Origin of the sequence: Anaerosolibacter carboniphilus (assembly GCF_014205875.1) — a bacterium.
In the GTDB taxonomy this organism is placed as follows: domain Bacteria; phylum Bacillota; class Clostridia; order Peptostreptococcales; family Thermotaleaceae; genus Anaerosolibacter; species Anaerosolibacter carboniphilus.
Genome location: NZ_JACHEN010000004.1, coordinates 41,901 through 62,130, shown reverse-complemented (window position 1 = coordinate 62,130; position 20,230 = coordinate 41,901). Strand labels below are relative to the sequence as shown.

General features: G+C 37.3%; 19 protein-coding genes. 15 read left to right on the top strand and 4 right to left on the bottom strand.

The genetic code is table 11. From position 1 onward, the window contains the following. From aspS to trxA, 4 genes are all read left to right on the top strand, one after another. Positions 1-1,782, top strand: a complete 1,782-nt coding sequence (gene aspS / locus HNQ80_RS04470; protein WP_184308577.1) for an aspartate--tRNA ligase — start codon at positions 1-3, stop codon at positions 1,780-1,782. Between the two features lie 115 nt (positions 1,783-1,897). After that, positions 1,898-2,197, top strand: a complete 300-nt coding sequence (locus HNQ80_RS04465) for a DUF2325 domain-containing protein (protein WP_184308575.1) — start codon at positions 1,898-1,900, stop codon at positions 2,195-2,197. 195 nt (positions 2,198-2,392) lie between these two features. Next, positions 2,393-2,821 (top strand): SoxR reducing system RseC family protein, encoded by a 429-nt coding sequence (locus HNQ80_RS04460; protein WP_184308573.1) that lies wholly within the window; start codon positions 2,393-2,395, stop codon positions 2,819-2,821. 29 nt (positions 2,822-2,850) lie between these two features. After that, positions 2,851-3,180, top strand: a complete 330-nt coding sequence (gene trxA / locus HNQ80_RS04455; protein ID WP_184308571.1) for a thioredoxin — start codon at positions 2,851-2,853, stop codon at positions 3,178-3,180. Between the two features lie 14 nt (positions 3,181-3,194). Here the strand turns inward: trxA and HNQ80_RS04450 are convergent, their stop codons facing one another. Together HNQ80_RS04450 and HNQ80_RS04445 are read right to left on the bottom strand one after the other, a co-directional pair. Then, on the bottom strand, positions 3,195-3,620 hold the full coding sequence (locus tag HNQ80_RS04450) for a threonine/serine exporter family protein (protein ID WP_184308569.1): 426 nt from the start codon (positions 3,618-3,620) through the stop codon (positions 3,195-3,197). Then, complete coding sequence (locus tag HNQ80_RS04445) at positions 3,620-4,402, bottom strand: threonine/serine exporter family protein (protein WP_184308567.1); 783 nt, start codon at positions 4,400-4,402, stop codon at positions 3,620-3,622. Before HNQ80_RS04445 ends, HNQ80_RS04450 begins: the two co-directional genes overlap by 1 nt. A gap of 220 nt (positions 4,403-4,622) precedes the next feature. Between HNQ80_RS04445 and HNQ80_RS04440 the strand changes: the two genes are divergently transcribed. The 10 genes from HNQ80_RS04440 (at position 4,623) to HNQ80_RS04395 (ending at position 15,945) form a co-directional block, all read left to right on the top strand. Continuing rightward, positions 4,623-5,855 (top strand): serine hydroxymethyltransferase, encoded by a 1,233-nt coding sequence (locus HNQ80_RS04440; protein ID WP_184308565.1) that lies wholly within the window; start codon positions 4,623-4,625, stop codon positions 5,853-5,855. Positions 5,856-5,965: 110 nt separating this feature from the next. Then, the gene (locus tag HNQ80_RS04435) at positions 5,966-7,363 is read left to right on the top strand and encodes a sigma-54 interaction domain-containing protein (protein WP_184308564.1); all 1,398 of its coding nucleotides are present in this window, start codon (positions 5,966-5,968) and stop codon (positions 7,361-7,363) included. A gap of 244 nt (positions 7,364-7,607) precedes the next feature. Then, positions 7,608-8,654: a 2,4-diaminopentanoate dehydrogenase gene (gene ord / locus HNQ80_RS04430; protein ID WP_184308562.1), complete on the top strand. Its 1,047-nt coding sequence runs from the start codon at positions 7,608-7,610 to the stop codon at positions 8,652-8,654. A 9-nt stretch (positions 8,655-8,663) separates the two neighbouring features. After that, positions 8,664-8,972 (top strand): 2-amino-4-oxopentanoate thiolase subunit OrtA, encoded by a 309-nt coding sequence (gene ortA / locus HNQ80_RS04425; RefSeq protein ID WP_184308560.1) that lies wholly within the window; start codon positions 8,664-8,666, stop codon positions 8,970-8,972. Beyond that, on the top strand, positions 8,965-10,380 hold the full coding sequence (ortB, locus tag HNQ80_RS04420; RefSeq protein WP_184308558.1) for a 2-amino-4-oxopentanoate thiolase subunit OrtB: 1,416 nt from the start codon (positions 8,965-8,967) through the stop codon (positions 10,378-10,380). The genes ortA and ortB overlap by 8 nt, the downstream gene beginning before the upstream one ends. Before the next feature lie 95 nt (positions 10,381-10,475). After that, positions 10,476-10,853, top strand: a complete 378-nt coding sequence (locus HNQ80_RS04415) for an ornithine aminomutase subunit alpha (protein WP_184308556.1) — start codon at positions 10,476-10,478, stop codon at positions 10,851-10,853. Further along, the gene (gene oraE / locus HNQ80_RS04410) at positions 10,853-13,066 is read left to right on the top strand and encodes a D-ornithine 4,5-aminomutase subunit OraE (protein ID WP_184308554.1); all 2,214 of its coding nucleotides are present in this window, start codon (positions 10,853-10,855) and stop codon (positions 13,064-13,066) included. Before HNQ80_RS04415 ends, oraE begins: the two co-directional genes overlap by 1 nt. 16 nt (positions 13,067-13,082) lie before the next feature. Continuing rightward, the gene (locus tag HNQ80_RS04405; protein WP_184308552.1) at positions 13,083-14,441 is read left to right on the top strand and encodes a GlmL-related ornithine degradation protein; all 1,359 of its coding nucleotides are present in this window, start codon (positions 13,083-13,085) and stop codon (positions 14,439-14,441) included. Positions 14,442-14,495: 54 nt separating this feature from the next. Further along, complete coding sequence (gene orr, locus HNQ80_RS04400) at positions 14,496-15,560, top strand: ornithine racemase Orr (RefSeq protein WP_184308550.1); 1,065 nt, start codon at positions 14,496-14,498, stop codon at positions 15,558-15,560. 112 nt (positions 15,561-15,672) lie between these two features. Continuing rightward, positions 15,673-15,945 carry a DUF3343 domain-containing protein gene (locus HNQ80_RS04395; RefSeq protein WP_184308548.1) on the top strand — a complete coding sequence of 91 codons (273 nt, stop codon included), beginning with the start codon at positions 15,673-15,675 and terminating at the stop codon, positions 15,943-15,945. A 57-nt stretch (positions 15,946-16,002) separates the two neighbouring features. On the opposite strand, the gene HNQ80_RS04390 is transcribed toward HNQ80_RS04395, so the two are convergent. Beyond that, a complete protein-coding gene (locus HNQ80_RS04390) occupies positions 16,003-17,526 on the bottom strand; it encodes a hypothetical protein (RefSeq protein WP_184308546.1) in 1,524 nt (507 codons plus the stop codon). 186 nt (positions 17,527-17,712) lie between these two features. Between HNQ80_RS04390 and HNQ80_RS04385 the strand changes: the two genes are divergently transcribed. Further along, entirely contained in the window at positions 17,713-18,525 is an 813-nt protein-coding gene (locus HNQ80_RS04385) for a hypothetical protein (RefSeq protein WP_184308544.1), read from the top strand. Positions 18,526-18,588: 63 nt separating this feature from the next. Here HNQ80_RS04385 and HNQ80_RS04380 read toward each other — a convergent pair whose 3' ends face one another. Further along, the gene (locus HNQ80_RS04380; RefSeq protein WP_184308542.1) at positions 18,589-20,082 is read right to left on the bottom strand and encodes a hypothetical protein; all 1,494 of its coding nucleotides are present in this window, start codon (positions 20,080-20,082) and stop codon (positions 18,589-18,591) included. Positions 20,083-20,230: the final 148 nt, after the last annotated feature.

Here is a 20,230-nt window from a genome sequence, read left to right as displayed (position 1 = left end):
ATGGCTGAAACTTTAGGGAACATGAAAAGATCCCATATGTGTGGAACCCTAGGCACAAGCAATATCGATCAAGAAGTAACCCTGATGGGATGGGTGCAGAAAAGAAGGGATTTAGGTGCCTTGATATTTACGGATCTAAGAGATCGTACAGGAATTGTACAGATTATTTTTGATAAAGATATTTCTGCTGAGGCCTTTGCCAAAGCTGAGAAAATCCGTAGTGAGTATGTGATTGCGTTAAAAGGTATTGTAAAGAAAAGACACGCAGTGAATCCTAATCTTCCCACAGGAGAGATAGAGGTTTTCGCAAATGAGCTGAAAATACTTTCTGAAGCTCAAACACCACCGATTTATATTGAGGATGAGGATGATGTTTCAGAAAACCTGCGATTGAAATATCGATATTTAGATTTAAGGAAACCAAAGATGCAGAAGAATCTTATGTTTAGACATAAGGTAGCGAAAGTGGCTAGAAATTTCCTAAGCGACAATAGCTTTATAGAAGTAGAGACACCCATGCTTACGAAACAAACACCAGAAGGTGCCCGTGATTATTTAGTGCCAAGCAGAGTGAATCCTGGCAAATTCTACGCGTTGCCTCAATCACCTCAATTGTTTAAACAACTATTGATGGTTTCGGGTATGGATAAGTACTTCCAAATTGTAAAGTGCTTTCGAGATGAGGATTTGAGAGCAGATCGTCAGCCCGAATTTACTCAGATTGATATAGAAATGTCATTTGTAAATGTGGACGATGTTCTTTCTGTAAATGAAAGACTACTTCATCGTGTATTTAAAGAGACCATGAATATCGATATTGAACTTCCATTGCAAAGAATGCCTTATAAAGAGGCCATGGAGAGGTATGGATCCGATAAACCTGATGTTCGTTTTGGATTTGAACTTCGGAGTATCAATGATATTGTTAAAAACTGTGGATTTAAGGTGTTTGCCGATACTATAAAGAATGGCGGCGATGTAAGAGGTATCAACATCAATGGGAATGGGGACAAATTCAGTAGAAAAGACATCACGAAATTAGAAGATTATGTAAAGACTTATGGTGCGAAGGGGCTTGCTTGGATTAAGATTTCAGATGAGGGAATAAATTCTCCGATATCAAAATTTTTAAGCGAGGATGAAATGAATAGCATCATCGAGAGATTTGATGGGAAAACAGGAGATTTATTGCTATTCGTGGCGGACAAGCCAAGCGTTGTATTTGATTCTTTAGGACATCTTAGGGTTGAAGCAGCAAAGCAATTAGGTATGCTAGATAAAAACGAATATAAACTTTTATGGGTTACTGAGTTTCCTCTTTTCGAGTATGATGAGGAAGAAAATAGGTATGTAGCGAAACATCATCCATTTACATCACCAATGGATGAAGACTTAGATCTACTTGAAACTGCACCAGATCAAGCAAGGGCAAAAGCCTATGATATCGTGCTAAATGGTATAGAACTTGGCGGTGGAAGCATCCGTATCCATAGCAGCGAACTGCAACAGCGAATGTTTAAGGCATTAGGGATGACCACTGAGCAAGCCTGGGATAGATTTGGATTCTTATTAGAGGCATTTAAATATGGAACGCCACCCCATGGTGGCATTGCTTACGGATTAGATCGACTGGTGATGTTGTTAACTGGCAGCGATAGTATTCGAGAAGTCATTGCATTCCCTAAAACGCAGAATGCTTCGTCGCCTATGACAGAAGAGCCTTCTGTGGTCGATGAAAAGCTATTAAATGAATTACATGTAAAAGTTTCTTTAGATAATTAATAAAACAGGCGTCGATTTTGACGCCTGTTTTATTTGACAAAAATATTGGAAGATTGTATAATAATGATAATCATTATCAGTTTAAAATTTGAATAGAGAATAGGAAGTGATAAATATGACAGCGCTAATTGTAGGCGGCGATCGATTGGGGAACATTCCAGATGTGTTAAATGAAAAAGGAATCAAAGACTACATACATTGGTCAGGACGGAAAAAAGGAATGAGAAAAATGTCTGTTCCAAGCAATGTAGATATGGTCATCGTATTATATGATTTTATAGAACATAGACTAACTGAAATTATTAAAGAGCAAACTAAAAGTATGGACATTCCCTGTATCTTTTCGAAAAGGGCAAGCTCTGATTTGGCTGGCAAGCTAGAAAACTGCATCAACTGTGGACGTTGCAATGCTTAAACGATGAAGTGGTAGACCACCCTTAAATTTACAGAAGCATCAATGATTAAAGAAGATCCCTAAACGGTATAATCAGAATAGGAGAGATGTTAAACTTAATACTTTGATTACAGACATATTTACGCTATAATTTATATATAGAATAATCAAGTATTAAACTTAGACATAACTTATTCAGGATATGGGGTGATTTTGATGATTCAGACAGGGACAGTTATTGAGACCATAAGTGGGAACAAGGCAAAAATTCATATGAAAAAACATTCGGCCTGTGGAGATTGCGGTGCTTGTCAGCACGGCAAGGAAAACATGGAATTGAATATTGTGGCGATTAATGAGATAGGGGCAAAGCCTGGGGATTTCGTAGAAGTGAATATGGAAACCCAAAATGTCATGGGAGCAGCATTTATTATATATGTTATTCCATTGCTGGCGCTACTCCTTGGAATTGGGTTAGGGAGTTATGTGCTAAATAGCATAGGGATCCAAGGTAATCGCGAGGTATATGCTGCAGGGATTGGCTTTTTACTAACTATAATTGCTTATTTGACAATAAAGCGCTTTGAAGGTACGTTCAATAAAGATAAGAAATACGTTCCAGTTGTTACAAAAGTGCTAGATTAAGATTCGTTTATTAGAAAGGGGATTTCTGTATGAGTAATGAACATGTGGTTATGTTGAATAGTGACAACTATGAATTAGAAGTTTTGAATGCAAGCATTCCCGTTGTCGTTGATTTTTATGCAGATTGGTGCGGACCATGCCAAACACTAGGTCCTATTATGGATGAACTAGCAGATGAATATCAAGGAAAAGTCAAAGTATGCAAGGTGAATGTGGATGGACAACGGGATCTGGCAAGAAAGTTTAAAGTAATGAGCATTCCCACTGTTCTGATTTACAAAAATGGAGAACAAAAGAATCGTGTAAATGGAGCCTACTCAAAGAATGAATTTAAAAAAATGATTGATGAAACCTTATAGAGGCGAAACCGTCTCTATATTTTTTTTAGAAAAATTAATCTTGTAAATGAAGAAACTAACAAAATAGCTACAGCAATGCTAGCGGCAATAAAGATTGTTTCACTGCCTACTAACGCAGCCTTACTAAAATTCTTTTGAATCAGCGCAAGCATGGTGTTGTACATACCCGATCCTGGCACCAAAGGAAGGATTCCTGGAATTACAAAAACGGTTACAGCTTCCCTGAATTTTCGTGCAAATATTTCGCTAAGGATCGAAACGGCGCATGCACCTAAGAAAGTGGCTAGTATAGCCGTTTGAGATAATTGATTCACTTCTGCATAAATAAGCCAGCCAGTGGCGCCAATTAAGGCAGATTTTAATATTGCAGTTCTTGGAATGTTAAACAATAGACTAAAGCCCACAGTTGAAATGTATGCATATATAAATTGAGTGAACATTAAAAACGACCTCCAAACGTGTGAATCCATAGATTCATGATAATACCTACCCCAGAAGCAATAGATATGGCAGTGATAAGGGCTTCAACCCCTCTGGCAGTACCAGAAATCAAATCTCCAGATATAGAATCTCGAACCGCATTGGTTATAGCGACTCCAGGAAGCAATATCATGATGGAGCTAATTATTATTTTATCAAGATTGATGCCAAAGCCAAAGTAAACAAAAAGTAAGGCCAAAGCGGAAGCGATGGCGCTACCTAGGGCGTTCTGTATAAAGAAGTTCGCTTGATGCTGATCCAGATAATTTACAATAATAAATACAATCATCGAAATAGTAAAAGAACTCAGAAAATCTAAAATACCAGCACCTAGAAGCACACCGAAAAAAGCGGATGCAAGCCCTGCGCAGAATACCCTGATATATTTGGGGTAGGTAGGAAAACTCTCGATATCTTTTAGGACTTCTATACCATCCTCTATGGAATTTTTTGAATCCGTCAAGCTGCGAGAGAAGGTATTTACCTTCGACACCTTGCTCAAATCGATCGTTCTTGATTTAATTCTTTTAATGAAGGTAATAGGCTCCTGATGATCATTTTCGCTATCTACTGTTATAAAGATACCTGTTGGTGTAACGAAGGACTCTACATTTGATATATCATATGCCTTACAAATTCGTACGATCGTGTCTTCAACACGATAGGTTTCTGCACCATTTTTTAACATGATTTCTCCGGCGTAAATAGCCAGAGATAGAACACTTCTTCTATCAATGATCAAATAAATCACTCCCTTATCTCAAAAATTATATCAAAGTTAAAAAGGAGATACAATTATCGATGTAGAAGAAAATAGAAATGAAAGTAAAAGTTGCTATAAATGTTTTTTAAAAATATAATATAGTTAGGTAAAAAACGGGTATATTGACAATAGATCATTGAAAACCAATGACATATATGATTATTAAAACAATAATTTCCTTATGAAAGGGGAATGTAAGATGAATTTTGAACATTTGAAAACATCAGATCCAGAAATATTCGAGGCTTTAGACAAGGAGATTCATAGACAGCAAGATAAAATTGAATTGATTGCCTCCGAAAATTTTGTTAGCTATCCAGTTATGGAAGCTATGGGCAGTCAGTTAACAAACAAATATGCGGAAGGATACCCTGCGAAAAGATACTATGGTGGTTGCGAACATGTAGATATTATTGAAGATCTAGCTAGAAACCGGTTAAAGGAATTATTTCATGGGGAGCATGCTAATGTACAACCTCACTCAGGTGCCAATGCAAATTTGGCAGTCTATTTCGCCATACTAAATCCAGGGGACACTGTATTAGGCATGAATTTATCTCATGGCGGCCACTTAACCCATGGAAGTCCAGTGAATTTGTCAGGAAAGTATTATAATTTCGCAGCCTATGGTGTAGATCAATCTACAGGTCTCATTAATTATGATGAAGTAAGAACTACTGCTATCAATGTGAAACCGAAGCTAATTGTTGCCGGTGCCAGTGCATATCCAAGAAAAATTAATTTTAAGAAGTTTAGAGAAATTGCCGATGAGGTTGGTGCATACCTTATGGTAGATATGGCTCATATCGCTGGATTGGTTGCTGCAGGGCTCCACGAAAATCCTTGTGATTATGCCCATTTTGTAACAACAACAACCCATAAGACATTAAGAGGTCCTAGAGGTGGCGCAATACTCTGTAAGTCAGAGTTTGCTGAAAAAATAGATAAGGCAATTTTCCCAGGAATCCAAGGCGGACCATTAATGCATGTGATTGCAGCAAAGGCTGTAAGCTTTAAAGAAGCAATGGATGAATCCTTTATTGTTTACCAGAAACAAATCGTAGCCAACGCGGCTAAGCTTGCAGATGAATTGATAAAACATGGATTTCACCTCGTATCAGGCGGGACGGATAATCATTTGATGTTAGTTGATCTAAGAAATAAGGACATTACTGGTAAGGATGCAGAAAAATGCTTAGATGAAATTGGTGTAACTGTCAATAAAAATTCGATTCCATATGATCCGCAAAGTCCCTTTGTTACCAGTGGAATTAGAATTGGAACACCAGCTATTACGACTAGAGGCATGAAAGAGCCAGAAATGGTGGAAATTGCAGAAATTATTTCTTTGGCTATAGAAAATAGAGCCCCGATACAGGAAATAAAAGAAAAGGTCCAAAGATTGTGTGAAAGATTTCCTTTATATCGGTAAGCTGCTGAAAGATAAGGCTCTGAATAGATTTTTAATTCAGAGCCTTTCCTTGGAATATGGAAACTCAATATAAAAGTACAGGAAGTTAAAAATGAGAAGGGTGAGGACATATGCAACCATATATCTATGAGATTCTAAAGATTGTTTTACAGACAATAGATGAAGGCGTGCATGTAATCGATGAAAATGGCCGAACGATTATATACAATAAGGCCATGGCGGAGCTCGAGGGTATGGATGCAGACGAAGTGGTGAATAGGCCTCTTTTAGATGTTTTTCCCAGCTTAGATCAGGATAGCAGTACTTTGCTTCGCGTATTAAGAACGGAGGAAGAATTGATCGATCGACCTCAAACCTATTTGAATAATCATCATAAGGAAATAACGACCATAAATACTACGGTACCCATCTATTTTCAGGGAAATAAAGTGGGTGCCTTGGAAATTTCCAAGAACATTACGAAAATCAAACAATTGTCTGGGCAAATTATGACACTTCAGCTTCAGTTATCAAAGCCTGATAAAAAAGAGACAGAGAAAATTAGAAAGTTTACCTTTGAAAGTATCATAGGCAACAGTACCGAATTTATAAAGGCAATCCACTATGCCAAAAAAGCAGCGTACTCATCTTCAAGTGTCCTTATTTATGGAGAGACAGGCACCGGTAAAGAATTGGTTGCTCAAAGCATTCACTATGGAAGTCATCGGGCTGTAGAGCCTTTTATCCCTCAAAATTGCGCTGCTCTTCCTGAGTCTTTATTGGAGGGAATTTTATTTGGAACGTCAAAGGGAGGATTTACTGGCGCTATCGACCGACCAGGTCTTTTTGAACAAGCCAATGGAGGAACTATTTTTTTGGATGAAATGAATTCCATGGGACTACAGCTTCAGTCCAAATTATTAAGAGTATTGCAAGAAGGTTATGTTCGAAGAGTAGGAGGCATAAAAGATATTCCAATCGATGTAAGAATCATTGCCAGTACCAATCAAGATCCCTATGACGCCATAGATAAAGGAACCCTAAGAAAAGATTTGTTCTATAGGTTAAACGTGATTCCTATTATTTTACCTCCTTTAAGAGAGCGAAAAGATGATATTCGCTTGCTGTCAAGCTGGTTTATACAAAAGTATAACAGAAAGCTAAGCAAAAATGTACAAACTATTGATCCTTTAGTCTTGGATGCATTTCAAGAGTATCGATGGCCTGGAAATGTAAGAGAATTGGAAAATACGATTGAAGGTGCTATGAATATTATTGAAAAAGAAGAAATTTTAAGAAAAGAGCATTTTCCACCACAGACAAATGCAAAAATATTTGCACTTTACCAAAACCAAGATACTTTTCCTGTGGAGGATTTAACCAATACACTTACAAAAATAGAGAAGGATTTAATCCTTCGAGCCCTTAAAGACTGTAATAATAATATTAGCAGAGCATCTGAAAAGTTAGGAATTAAGCGACAAACCCTTCAGCATAAGTTAAAAAAATTTAATATTGATCTTTCATAAAGCGCAAAAATATTTGCACATCAATGCAAATATTTTTGCGCTTTTAGGCAATTTTTGCTATCTATTGTTTTTCTATAGATATTTTGGATTTAAAATGAGTATAAACATACATAACTACATCAATGTATGCATAAATTTTGAATAATTAATGGATATTTCCAAAGATCTATCAAAAAATATTGGCAGAGATTTTGCATATAAAGAATATGTTGATTAATTAAAATATTTTGGAGGTGTCCTTTCAATGAAGAACGTAAGAGTAGCAATTTGGGGATTTGGTGCAATGGGTAGCGGTATGGCAAAAATGCTTCTAAAGAAAAAAGGTGTTGATATCGTAGGTGTGTGCGATAGAAATCAAGCTAGAGTTGGAAGAAGCATGTATGATGTATTAGGCATGGAAAGAGGAGATCGTCCTGAGGTAATCATCAATCCAAATATTGATGAAGTTGTTACTGAGGGAAGCTGTGATGTATGTCTTTGTGCAACTGATTCATTTACAAAAAGTGCTTTTCCAAGACTTAAGACAGTATTAGAAAAGAAAGTAAACGTTATTTCAACAGCAGAAGAGATGGCTTATCCGCAAGCACAGAATCCTGAGTTAGCTGCTGAACTAGATAGAATCGCGAAGGAAAACGGTGTCTCTATTCTTGGAACTGGAATCAATCCTGGACTTATGATGGATTTATTGGTTGTTTGCTTAACAGGCTGCATGGTAGATGTAGAGCATATTGAAGCAAAACGTGTAAATAGTTTATCTCCATTCGGACCAGCTGTAATGGAAGAGCAAGGTGTTGGCATAACCGTTGAAGCGTTTGAAAAAGGTGTTAAAGATGGTACTTTAGCTGGACATGTTGGCTTTGCAGAGTCAATCAGAATGATTGGAGATGCCATTGGTTGGAAGGTTGAAAAATTCGAGCAGCAAATGAAGCCCATCGTTACGACTATAGACAGAAAGTCTCCTTATGGATTTGCAGCTGCAGGTAACGTAGCTGGCGTCAATATGACTGGCCAAGGTTATGTAGATGGGGAAGTTAAAATTGATATGATTCACCCTCAACAAATCGAGCCGGAAATGGAAGGTACAGAGACAGGTGATTATATCACAATTAAAGGAACACCAGCAATTCACATGGCCAATAAGCCTGAGGTTGAAGGCGGACTTGGAACCATTGCTATGTGTGTAAATATGATTCCTCATGTAATCAACGCTGATCCAGGATTAAAAACAATGTTAGATTTACCAGTGCCAAGAGCGATCATGGGCGACATGAGAGATTTAGTAAAAAGGTAGGCGAATTTTATGAAGGCCAAAAGAGGAGATTGGGTTAAAATTTATAATATTGTCCTGACAAGTGAGGAAAGAGCTCCTCAAGTCCCTGAAGATACTAGAAAAGTACCTTTAGAATCCTGGGTAAAGGGCTTTATTCAAACAGATGCCGAAATCGGTCAATCTGTTGAGGTGATTACGATTACTGGACGAAGTGTTGAGGGTGAACTTGTAGAAATTCACCCGGCATATACCCATAATTATGGGAAGTTCGTACCAGAACTTCTGCAAATAGGACTTCAGGCAAGAGCTATCTTAGCAGGAGGTGAAGTTCATGAGTAAAGATATGAGCTACCAAGGGCTGATGGCAAGAAGAAATGAGATTATGAAGCAGGCTGTTGGCATTGACTATGCTATATTTGAATCAGGCTCCATCGCTTTTGACTACGAAAAAATGATGAGAGAAACTGGATATACCCTTGAGGAGATGCAGAAAATTCAAGGTGCTACAGGAGTAGGAAATACACCTATTTTAGAGTTAAAAAACCTAACCGCTTTAGCAAGAAAGATGGCGCCAAAAGGCAAAGGAGCCAGAATCTTTATAAAAGATGAAGCGTCGAATCCATCTGGAAGCTTTAAAGCAAGACGGGCAGCAAATGCTGTATATCATGCCAAAAAACTTGGCTACAAAGGTGTTATTGCAGCAACCAGCGGCAATTATGGTGCTGCGGTCGCAAGTCAAGCGGCCATGCATGGGCTGAAGTGTATCATTGTACAAGAGTGCTATGACAGCAGAGGTGTAGGACAACCTGAAATCATTGAAAAAGCAAGAAAATGCGAGGCTTATGGGGCAGAAGTTGTACAACTGACCGTTGGTCCAGAACTGTTTTATACCTTCTTAAAACTATTGGAGGAAACAGGATACTTTAACGCTTCATTATATACACCATTCGGCATCGCAGGTGTTGAAACTCTTGGGTATGAATTAGCAATGCAGTTCAGAGAGAGGATTGGTAAGGACCCAGATGTTGTCGTATGTACCAATGCTGGTGGCGGTAATTTGACAGGTACTGCTCGAGGATTAATAAAGGCAGGTGCAGAGAGTGTAAGTGTTGTTGGTGCTAGTGTAAACCTACAAGGCCTTCACATGGCATCTGATGAACAGTTCAACAGGAAATCCTTCACTACAGGTCATACAGGGTTTGGCATGCCGTTTTCTACATGGCCAGATCGTTCTGACGTACCGAGATCAGCTGCTAGACCATTACGATATATGGATCGATATGTAACGGTATCCCAAGGCGAGGTATTTTATATGACAGAAGCTTTAGCACAACTTGAAGGCTTGGAGAGAGGCCCCGCAGGAAATACTTCCTTGGCCGCGGCTTTCAGTATTGCTCAGGAGCTAGATGAAGAACAGATTATTGTCGTACAGGAAACTGAGTATACAGGGGCAGGAAAGCATATTCAGGCACAGCTGTCCTTTGCCCGAGAAAATGGTATTGAGATTCGATTTGGAAATCCTGAGGAAGAGATCCCTGGAACAAGCATTATACTTCCTGAGCATCCAAGACTTATAAAAGCTAGAGATTTTGATATGAATAAAATCAGGAAATCATATATAAAGAATTGTCTAGAAATCCGTGAAATTGAAAAAATCACTGAAGCAGATATAGAATTTTTAGTGCAAGAAACAAAATCTTCTTATGATTTTGTGAAAGAGGTTTTAAAAGAAAGAAATATTGAATGATAGGTATATTGTGAATAGGTGAAGGGAGTAATAACAGAAAGTTATTTGCTCCCTATATCACTGACAAGAACTTACGAGAACTAGGAGGGAAATGAATGAAAGGTTATATTGTAAGGGAAGACGATTTCCAAGAGAGAAGAAAACACCTGGCCTCATTATCTGATGAAGCCTTAAAGCAAAGATTTTGGGAGCTTATGGAACAAGTCGTAGATCCATTGGTAGATTTAGCTAGAAAAAACACCACGCCAGCCATCGAACGATCTGTATTGCTTAGAATGGGTTTTTCAAGCTTAGAAGCAAAAGCAATTGTAGATGGAACTATGGATCGAGGATTAATGGGAAAAGGTGCTGGTCATGTTGTATACAAAGTTTCTAAGGAAAAAAATATTCCTCTTCGGCAGGCAGGTCTCGAACTAATGGAGGGTAAGCATTGGGACGAGGTTGTAAACATGTTTAAAGGAGGGGATAAATAATGGAGCAACTAAAAATTAATGAAAAAATCAATGTTAGAGAAGTCTTGAAAGATCTTGATAAATACACACCAAAAAGAAGGGGCTGGACTTGGAGAAAGAAAGTTAAAAATCTTCAAATGGGACCATTCACATATAATGATTGTTCAGAACCTTTAAAAAATTCTATCCCAATTCCATCAGCTGCCTATATGGGTAATATTGATCCTCAACCAATTTACACAATTACTACTGAAATTGCTTCAGGAAGATTTGAAGATGATATTCGTAGAATGAGAATGGCAGCATGGCATGGTGCGGACCATATCATGGTTATTCGAACTGCTGGACAATCCCACTATGATGGTTTAATTGAAGGAACACCTCAGGGAATTGGTGGAATACCTGTTTCAAGAAAAGTTGTAAGAGCCCAAAGAAAAGCCCTTGATTTAATTGAAGAAGAAGTAGGACGTCCTATTAACTACCATTCTTATGTAAGTGGTGTAGCGGGTCCTGATATTGCAGTTATGTTTGCTGAAGAAGGAGTTAACGGCGCCCATCAAGATCCACAATATAACGTACTATATAGAAACATCAATATGATTAGATCCTTCGTGGATGCTGCAGAAGCAAAAAGTGTGATGACTTGGGCAAATATGGCGCAAATTGATGGTGCTCATAACGCTAACGCAACAGCTAGAGACGCTTGGAAGGTTATGCCCGAGCTAATGGTACAGCACGGTATCAACTCCCTATATTCCTATAAGGTAGGAATGAAGAAGGAGAATATTTGCTTATCCACTGTACCGCCAACAGCTGCACCAGCTCCTAGCTTAAAGTATGATTTACCTTATGCTGTTGCCCTCAGAGAACTCTTTGATGAATATAAGATGAGAGCACAAATGAATACAAAATATATTACTTCGTCTTCGAGGGAAGCGACTGTAACTCACGTATTGAATATGCTCTTATCAAGATTAACAAGTGCTGATATTCAATCAACGATTACTCCAGATGAAGGTAGAAATGTTCCATGGCATATGTATAATATCGAAGCATGTGATACAGCCAAACAAACGTTAACAATTCTTGATTCCCTAATGGAAATGGTAGAATTGAGAAAAGAAGGCTTCTTAAGAGACAAGGTGAGAGAATTAAAGGAAAGAGCTGTGCTATACCTTGAAGAAATTATTCAAGAGGGCGGCTACTTCCAGGCTGTAGAAAAAGGATTTTTCGTAGATTCTGGTATGTATCCTGAAAGACATGGGGATGGAATCGGTAGAAAGATCGATGGCGGTTTAGGGTTTGGTAGTGTATTTGAAAGAGATGAAGATTACTTGGCACCAGTCACTGCTCACTTCGGCTATAACAATGTGGCCCAGTATGATGCAAGTGCTGTGGAAAATCCGTCTAAGCTAATTGATGGTAGTACCTTTGAGAAACCTGAAAAAATCGTATTTATTGATGAATTAGATGAAAGCGATAGTGTATATACAAGATTAGATGATTCTGAAAAGTACAGAGGAACATCCCTTATCAAACCTGAAGTTCAATGGTTGGGCGATGGTATTGTTCAAGTGGAAGTACTTTTACCAACATCAAGAAGGGTCGCTGAGTATGCTGCGATTGAGGTAGGTAAAAAGCTTGGATTAACCGATGTAGAAGTTATTCATATCGAAGAGATGCATCCTTCCGAAGCTACAAGAGTTCAGTTAAAAGGTACTGTTGGCTTTGATATTGACTTAAATACCATTGTTGTGCCTGACGAACCAGAAGTAATGTCCAATGAAGAATTATGGGAAGAAATTAATGGAAAGCCTATGAAGGTAGTTGCTGCCACTGTCGGAGAAGATGAACACTCCGTAGGTATGCGAGAAGTTATCGATATCAAGCATGGTGGCATTGAAAAATGGGGTATTGAGGTTGAATATCTTGGAACTTCATGTCCGATAGAAAAGCTTGTAGATGCTGCTATTGAAATAAATGCAGATGCAATATTGGCTTCAACGATCATCAGCCATGATGATATCCATTACAAAAACATGAAGAGAATTCATGACTATGCTGTAGAAAAAGGTGTCAGAGATAGAATCATGATCTGTGCAGGCGGTACCCAAGTAACGCCTGAAATCGCTGTGAAGTATGGAATGGATGCTGGGTTTGGAAGAGGAACAAAGGGAATTCATGTGGCGACATTCCTAGTAAAGAGAAGAAATGAGATATTAGCAAATAAGTAGGAAACGAGGCATTAACATGAAAATTAATGTATTAGTTGCTGAGATAGGAAGCACTACAACAGTAGTAAACGCTTTCGCTGATATTCATACGGATCACCCTAAATTTCTTGGTCAAGGCCAGGCTCCCACAACAGTTTTAGAGGGGGATGTGAATATTGGTCTGCAGGGTGCAATTGATGATCTAAAAAGAAAACTTGAAATAGAAGAAATATCCTATGATGAAATGCTGGCAACCAGTAGTGCGGCTGGAGGATTAAAAATGACAGTCCATGGTCTCGTCTACGACATGACAGTTCGGGCTGCAAAAGAGGCTGCTCTGGGAGCAGGCGCCATCATTCACAATGTTACTGCTGGAAAACTGAGAAGGACTGATCTTAATAAAATCAAGGAAATCCGTCCAAACCTCATTTTAATTGCTGGTGGAGTAGATTATGGTGAAAGGGATACCGCTCTCTATAACGCTGAGCTTATCGCTGATATGGATACCCATGTACCCATCATCTATGCTGGCAACATTGAAAACCAAGAAGAGATCAAAGAAATCTTTAGGAATAAACCAAATAAGCTATATGTTGTGGAGAATGTTTATCCTAAAATTGATCAGCTTAACATTGAACCAACCAGAAAGATTATTCAAGATGCCTTTGAGGACCACATCGTTCATGCGCCAGGTATGACAAAAGTTCGAGAATTGGTTACAGGACCTATCATTCCTACACCAGGTGCAGTGATGGAGGCGTCTAAACTTTTGAAAGAAGCCATTGGAGATCTGGTCACTCTTGATGTTGGTGGCGCTACTACCGATGTACACTCGGTTACTGCAGGCAGTGAAGAGGTGAATAGAATTCTGATCAGTCCCGAACCTGAAGCCAAGAGGACTGTGGAAGGAGATTTGGGTGTCTATGTAAATATGCCGAATATTGTGGAAAGAATTGGGAAGGATAAGCTTTCCCAACAAATGAACTGCGATATTGAGGAAGTAATGGGCAGGCATAAACCTATACCCGACACTGATGAATTGAAGCGATTTGTGGAAATTCTTACTTTGGAAGCAGTATTGACAGCTATGGATCGTCATGTAGGAAAATTCAGGCATCTCTATGGACCAGCAGGCAAGAAAACCCTTGCAGAAGGGAAGGATCTTACTGATATTAAGTGGATTGTAGGCACTGGTGGTGCCCTTACGAGATTACCAGGAAGAGTTGAGATTCTGAAACAGATTGCACAGCACAACAAGGGTGATAGCTTACTTCCTACAAAAAAAGCTCAGATATTGATAGATAATGATTACATCATGGCATCCCTTGGTGTATTATCGAAAAGATATCCAGAAGCTGCCCTAAATTTGATGAAGCAAAGTTTGAACATAGATTAACTGTTAGCCGGGATAAAATTCCCGGCTATAGATTTAGGATTAGGAGGAGATTGTATGCAGATTTGTCCAAGATTAGAGATTGATATCAATAAAATTAAGCATAACACCCTCACATTGACCAAATTATGTAAAGAAAAAGGAATTGATACGGCTGGCGTAACGAAGGTCTTTTGTGGAATTCCTGAAATTGCCCAAGTTCTTGTTGATAATGGGGTTACAATGCTAGCCGATTCCAGAATTGAAAACCTTGTAAAACTGCAGGGGATAAATGCTCAAAAGCTATTGTTAAGATTGCCCATGATAAGTCAAGCAAAGGAAACAGTACGATATGCTGATATAAGCTTAAATTCTGAAATAAAAACCATTGCTGCTTTGGATGCAGCCGCTAAAGAATTAGAAAGAATGCATAATATCATATTAATGATTGACTTAGGTGACCTGCGGGAGGGTGTATGGCAGGATCATATAGAGCATACCATTGGTGAAATATTAAAATTTGAAAATATTAATTTATTGGGTATTGGTACGAATCTAACTTGCTACGGCGGTGTCATCCCTAATAAGACGAATTTGAGTCGATTGGTTGAGTTTGGGGAAATCATTGAAGCTAAATTTGATATATCCTTAACCATTATATCAGGAGGAAATTCAAGCAGTCTTTACCTCTTGGAAAAAGGAGAAATGCCTGATAGGATTAATCACCTGCGATTGGGAGAATCTATTGTTTTAGGCAGAGAAACAGCCTATGGGGATCCAATACAAGATACGTATCAGGATGCCTTTACACTGGTCACAGAAATAGTCGAACTAAAAGAAAAGCCATCTGTACCTATTGGTGAAATAGGAATGGATGCCTTCGGTAATAAACCAGTCTTTGAAGATAAAGGATTACGGAAAAGAGCTATTCTAGCCGTAGGAAGACAGGATATGTCTGTTCAGAATATAATCCCATTGGATCCAAATATGACAATTCTAGGTGCGAGTAGTGATCATCTCATTGTAGATGTTACAGATTGTACAGAAAATTATGCAGTTGGAGATGAAGTTCGGTTTAATATCGAATATGGCTCATTGCTTCAGCTCATGACATCAGAATATATATATAAACATGTGAAATAGTGAAATAGCCTCGGGAATGCCCGAGGCTATTTCTATCTTTATTAATATATGTTCCTTATTACAAGCAGTCGAATAGTATGATAATAAAGAATGAACAAGGAGATGATTGCTTGTGCAGCATGAGGAAAGTTACATTTTCGTTTTTTCATCAAATTATCATGGATATTATATTGAAGAGCTCCTACGAAGACATAATATTAAAAGTACATTTAGAAAAGCACCAAGGGCTGTTGGCAAATCATGCAATACTGCCATCTATATCTCCGAAAAAGATTTAGACAGCGCGATCAAACTCATCAAGCATGCAAAGATCAACTATCAAGGGCTCTATAAAATATCTAAAACGGAAGAAAATAAAACAGAATATATAAAAGTGAACAGATAGGAGAATAAATGTGAAGAAAGGAATGTTATGTTTTCTTAATAACATTCCTTTTATGATTTAACTAAAAATCTTCCGAAAAAAGCCAGCCTGCTGAAGGGTTTCTACAGCTTCTCTCAACTCTTTATTCGACGTCAAACACTCCAAAACGTCCGATCTGTTTTTTTGTATTTCTTGTGAGAGCATCTCTAGTTTTCTTTTTAGCTCTGAGGTGTCCAGTTGAGACAATCTACTTTCAAAGATTTGATTATGTTGGTTTAAGAGCTCATGAAGCTTTTTATACTTGTCTGTAGTATCATTCAAAAGCTGGATACTTTTTTTATGCTGATCCTGAAGAACCCTTATTTCTTCCTTCATGAAGGATACTTCTCCTTGTAAAGATTTTACAAGACCTTGATTTATTTCGATCTGTTGATTTTTCTTAAACAATTCTGCTTTGTATCGAAGAAGGTCTTTGTTTTCGTCAGAATAGCTATCTAAAGACTCCAGATGATTTTTCTTTACAATATGATCTTGAATTTCCATGTTTTGATGATTAGTTAGTTTAATAAAATCATTTTTTGATGATTCCTCAATTTCATCTATCTGTATAGGACGATAGTCATCTTCAGTGCTTGTAAGTATGAAATTTGCTAAATAACCTTTTTTATTTCCCAAAGATCTATATAGTGTCAAATGGTCATAATCGAAGTCTAATTCTATCGGCTGTTGCCATTTTGAAAGCCCTAAAGTATTTTTTAACTGTTTAGAAGTTCTATAGACACGATCCTTTATAAAGCCATAGATATGAATAGACTGCTGTGACATGTAAAAATGACTCCATATAAGGGGCTCGGTAAATTCCATGATAATAGAGGGATTTGACTGGGTTCCTTTTAAGGATCCACGGTAGGTATATTTGATACAGTAGTTCTTTTTATACTTATCAATCCATATCAAATGAATCCCCCCAAGGGAATCAATCAAGGAATCCATATGAAAGTACTTAATAAATATACAATTGCTTAGGAAAATTGGATCAGACCATGTCTGAGATTGTTGATGAAACACTTTAAGGTTTATATCATATACGATATTATGATTACTTAAATACACAAGGTATAGATTGTCTTTTCTATCCTTTGTAATCGTATAGGGTACAACATTCGCACTTAAATATACTTTCGTAAGTATCGTTTTCTTCCAATTCTTCTCAATCTTCTGAAAGATGCTGATCGACCACTGATTTGAATTTGAATGACTGCGACTGGAAAAAATAACGATTGGATCGTTCATTGAAAATCGGATCCGCAGGTCCTTGATCTCTTCGAACAGAAGGTTAAAGTGATGTATATCATAGGTACTCCATTTGCGACCGTCATAAAAAAAATAATACAATTTTCCAGCATTGTCTAACAACGCCATGCCCAAATTCCCCTGTTCGTCCATATCCATATCGTATTCTATGATATTGCCATCAAATAGACTAACTGAGTTTTCATCGTCCATATTTCGGTATTCAACACCTTTGTGATTATGGGAAAAAAACTTCATGGTTTTCATAGATGAGGTTAAGATCATATCTAAATTATTCCACTGAATCATTCACATCACCCGCCTTAATTAAATATATTATTACAGGGAAGACAATATGTTAGACCAATTTACGAGAGAATTAAATTTTTTATCACCAAACAGATAAGCAATACATAATATACAATTAGAAAAGACAATTGTAACTGCTAAAGAGTGTGTTTTATCAAATTTTATTAAAAAGAAGGGGGAAAATGTATGTACAGACAAACTCCATCAGGTTGTGGAATTAGTTTATATACGCCTGGTGTTATTCCAGAAGAACTAAGAGAGCAGTTTGGAAATGCATGTGAACTTGTATGCGTTCAAATTCCAAAAGTATATGATTCTTGTCTATTAAGACTATGTCTAGTTGGCGATTGTGAACAAGAAGATCTAGACCAAGGAATAGTTTTCGATCCAAATCTTCGTTTTAGAATTGACTGCAGCGCTGATGACATTATTAATGCGAGAGTAGAAGGACTTGTTCCTGGATCATTCAGAGTAATTAGCCGAAGATCTATACCTGGCGATACAAATAGAAAATTAATCAGCTATACCTACCAGTTAAGAATCCTATATGATGTAGTATTTGATGATGGTACAGTATCTACAGATAATGAGCTGCTGTTAAGAAGAAGTGAAACTGTTGGTCCATTATACTGTCCAGAACCAGCTGCTATCATTAGGGAAACTGGCAGAGAAACTATTGATGAAGAAATCATCAAGTTAGAAATCGTAGCAAGAGTATTGGATGCAAGAGTAGCCAGAGAAGATTGCAACTCATGTGATGCATATGATCCATACGAAAATGTGTGCTGCGCTGAATTTACAGTAGGTATTTATAATGTTATCAAGTGTGAGCTAGAAGTACAGTTAGTTATCCCTGCATTTGGCTTCTGCCCACCGCCAGCTCCATGTGAAAGAAGACCAGACAGACCAGTATGCGAAGATTTCAACGAAGAATTGCCACCAGCATTCTTCCCACCACAACTGGATGACTTTATTACTGGACCTGGCATAGGCTTCTAAAAAAAAAAGATGTTCTCAATGAGAGCATCTTTTTTTTTACAAAACTCTTCGTAATTTTCGAAACTATTTGAACCAGCGAAATAGTCCCATTTTTTCACTGCGCATAGTAGTCATATCCTCTTTCAACTGAAAGCCTTGCTGATTTAAGGAAAATAGGATTGGCTCTATCTCCTCTATCTTCTCCGTTAAAAATGTCAACTGGCTATATATATTCTCAAGTCTCTCTTCTATTTCACTGATCTTTATCATTAAATCTTGTCTAGTATCTTTTATGCTATTTGACTCAAAAATTGTTTTTATAGAAAGATCGCTGAAAGTTTGTATTTCATTTTGAACTAAAACTTGAGATTTGTCTTTTTGACTTCCTGTGGATAGCAGCATCCTAGGAGATATCCGTGAAGTTGCTTTCGAGGGAAAATTGTCACCTGACCCATTTCGTATAGAGCGCTCTTCATCCAGATTTGGGTTTTCAGAGGAAGAAGGCTCATGATATAGATGACGATCACTAAGGAATGCGCTATCATTTTGTATGTCATCTAGTCCTAAAATATAGATATCTTTATCTCTAGCAAAGCCATATCCTAAAGTCAGTTTTACAGACTGATATAATTTGTATTTGCTGCCTATGACGGATATGAGAAAAAGTTTTCTATCAGGATCAGTAGACAGGAGAATAGGTGCATTTATCGTGCTCTCTTTGGAGTTGAGACTTCCTATATAATAATCATTATTTTGTCTCCACAAGATTTTTAATTCATCATTACGTTGTAATAAAAGGGGGTGGGTACAATTCGAATCTTCTGAAGTAAGGTTAGTGACTTCAGACCAAACAGATTTTATAGCAGAACTGTTTTGATGATGTCTATAGAGGATTTTATAGCTACCATTCTCCAAACAAGACCATACCAGATGTAGCCTATTTTCATGATCACAGAAAATAAAAGGATGATTGTTTTCTTGAGTAGAAATGTTTATTTTTTGCGGTGTACTCCACATATTATGTGCCATGTTAAATTTACTATAAAAAATCTGATTTTTTTCATTCTGTCTTGACTTATAAACAATATGAATATGATCATTCGTATCGATATCTCCTTGGAAAGGATTATCATATTTTCCACAGTTCATTTCACATACCTTTTTGTTATGCCATACCGTATTGTTCCAATAGTGGTGCTTTAGGATCCACTGTTCAGGATTTAATTCATTCGCTACAGCCAAGAGTATGTGAATCTTTTGATGACAAAGAAAAATCTTTAATCCCTTAAATTGATAAAAAGAACTATCATACTTTGTTAAAATTCTGTGATACCATTTTAATTCTTGGTTTTTCCAATACACTAGCTCTCCATTCATTGCTAGGCAAACAAGATGGAATATACCAAATTCATCTATTTCAACAGCAAACTCCATGACATTATCTGATATTTTCTTATTTGAAAACTCGTTATTATCTTTAAGTATCTTTACATATAATTCATTATCGATCCTATAAAAAACATAGACATATTCAGATGAGTGAAAATGAATATATTGATACACTGGGTTCTTCTTCACATCGATCACCTCAATTTATAATAGTGTCCCATTTATAATGTATAAAAGAAAAGTACAAAAAATAACTAGATTGTATCATTTCTGTTCAAATATCTTTAAAGTATTTATATTAAAAATAAGTAGCAGGATAAATTATTGTTTCATAGCT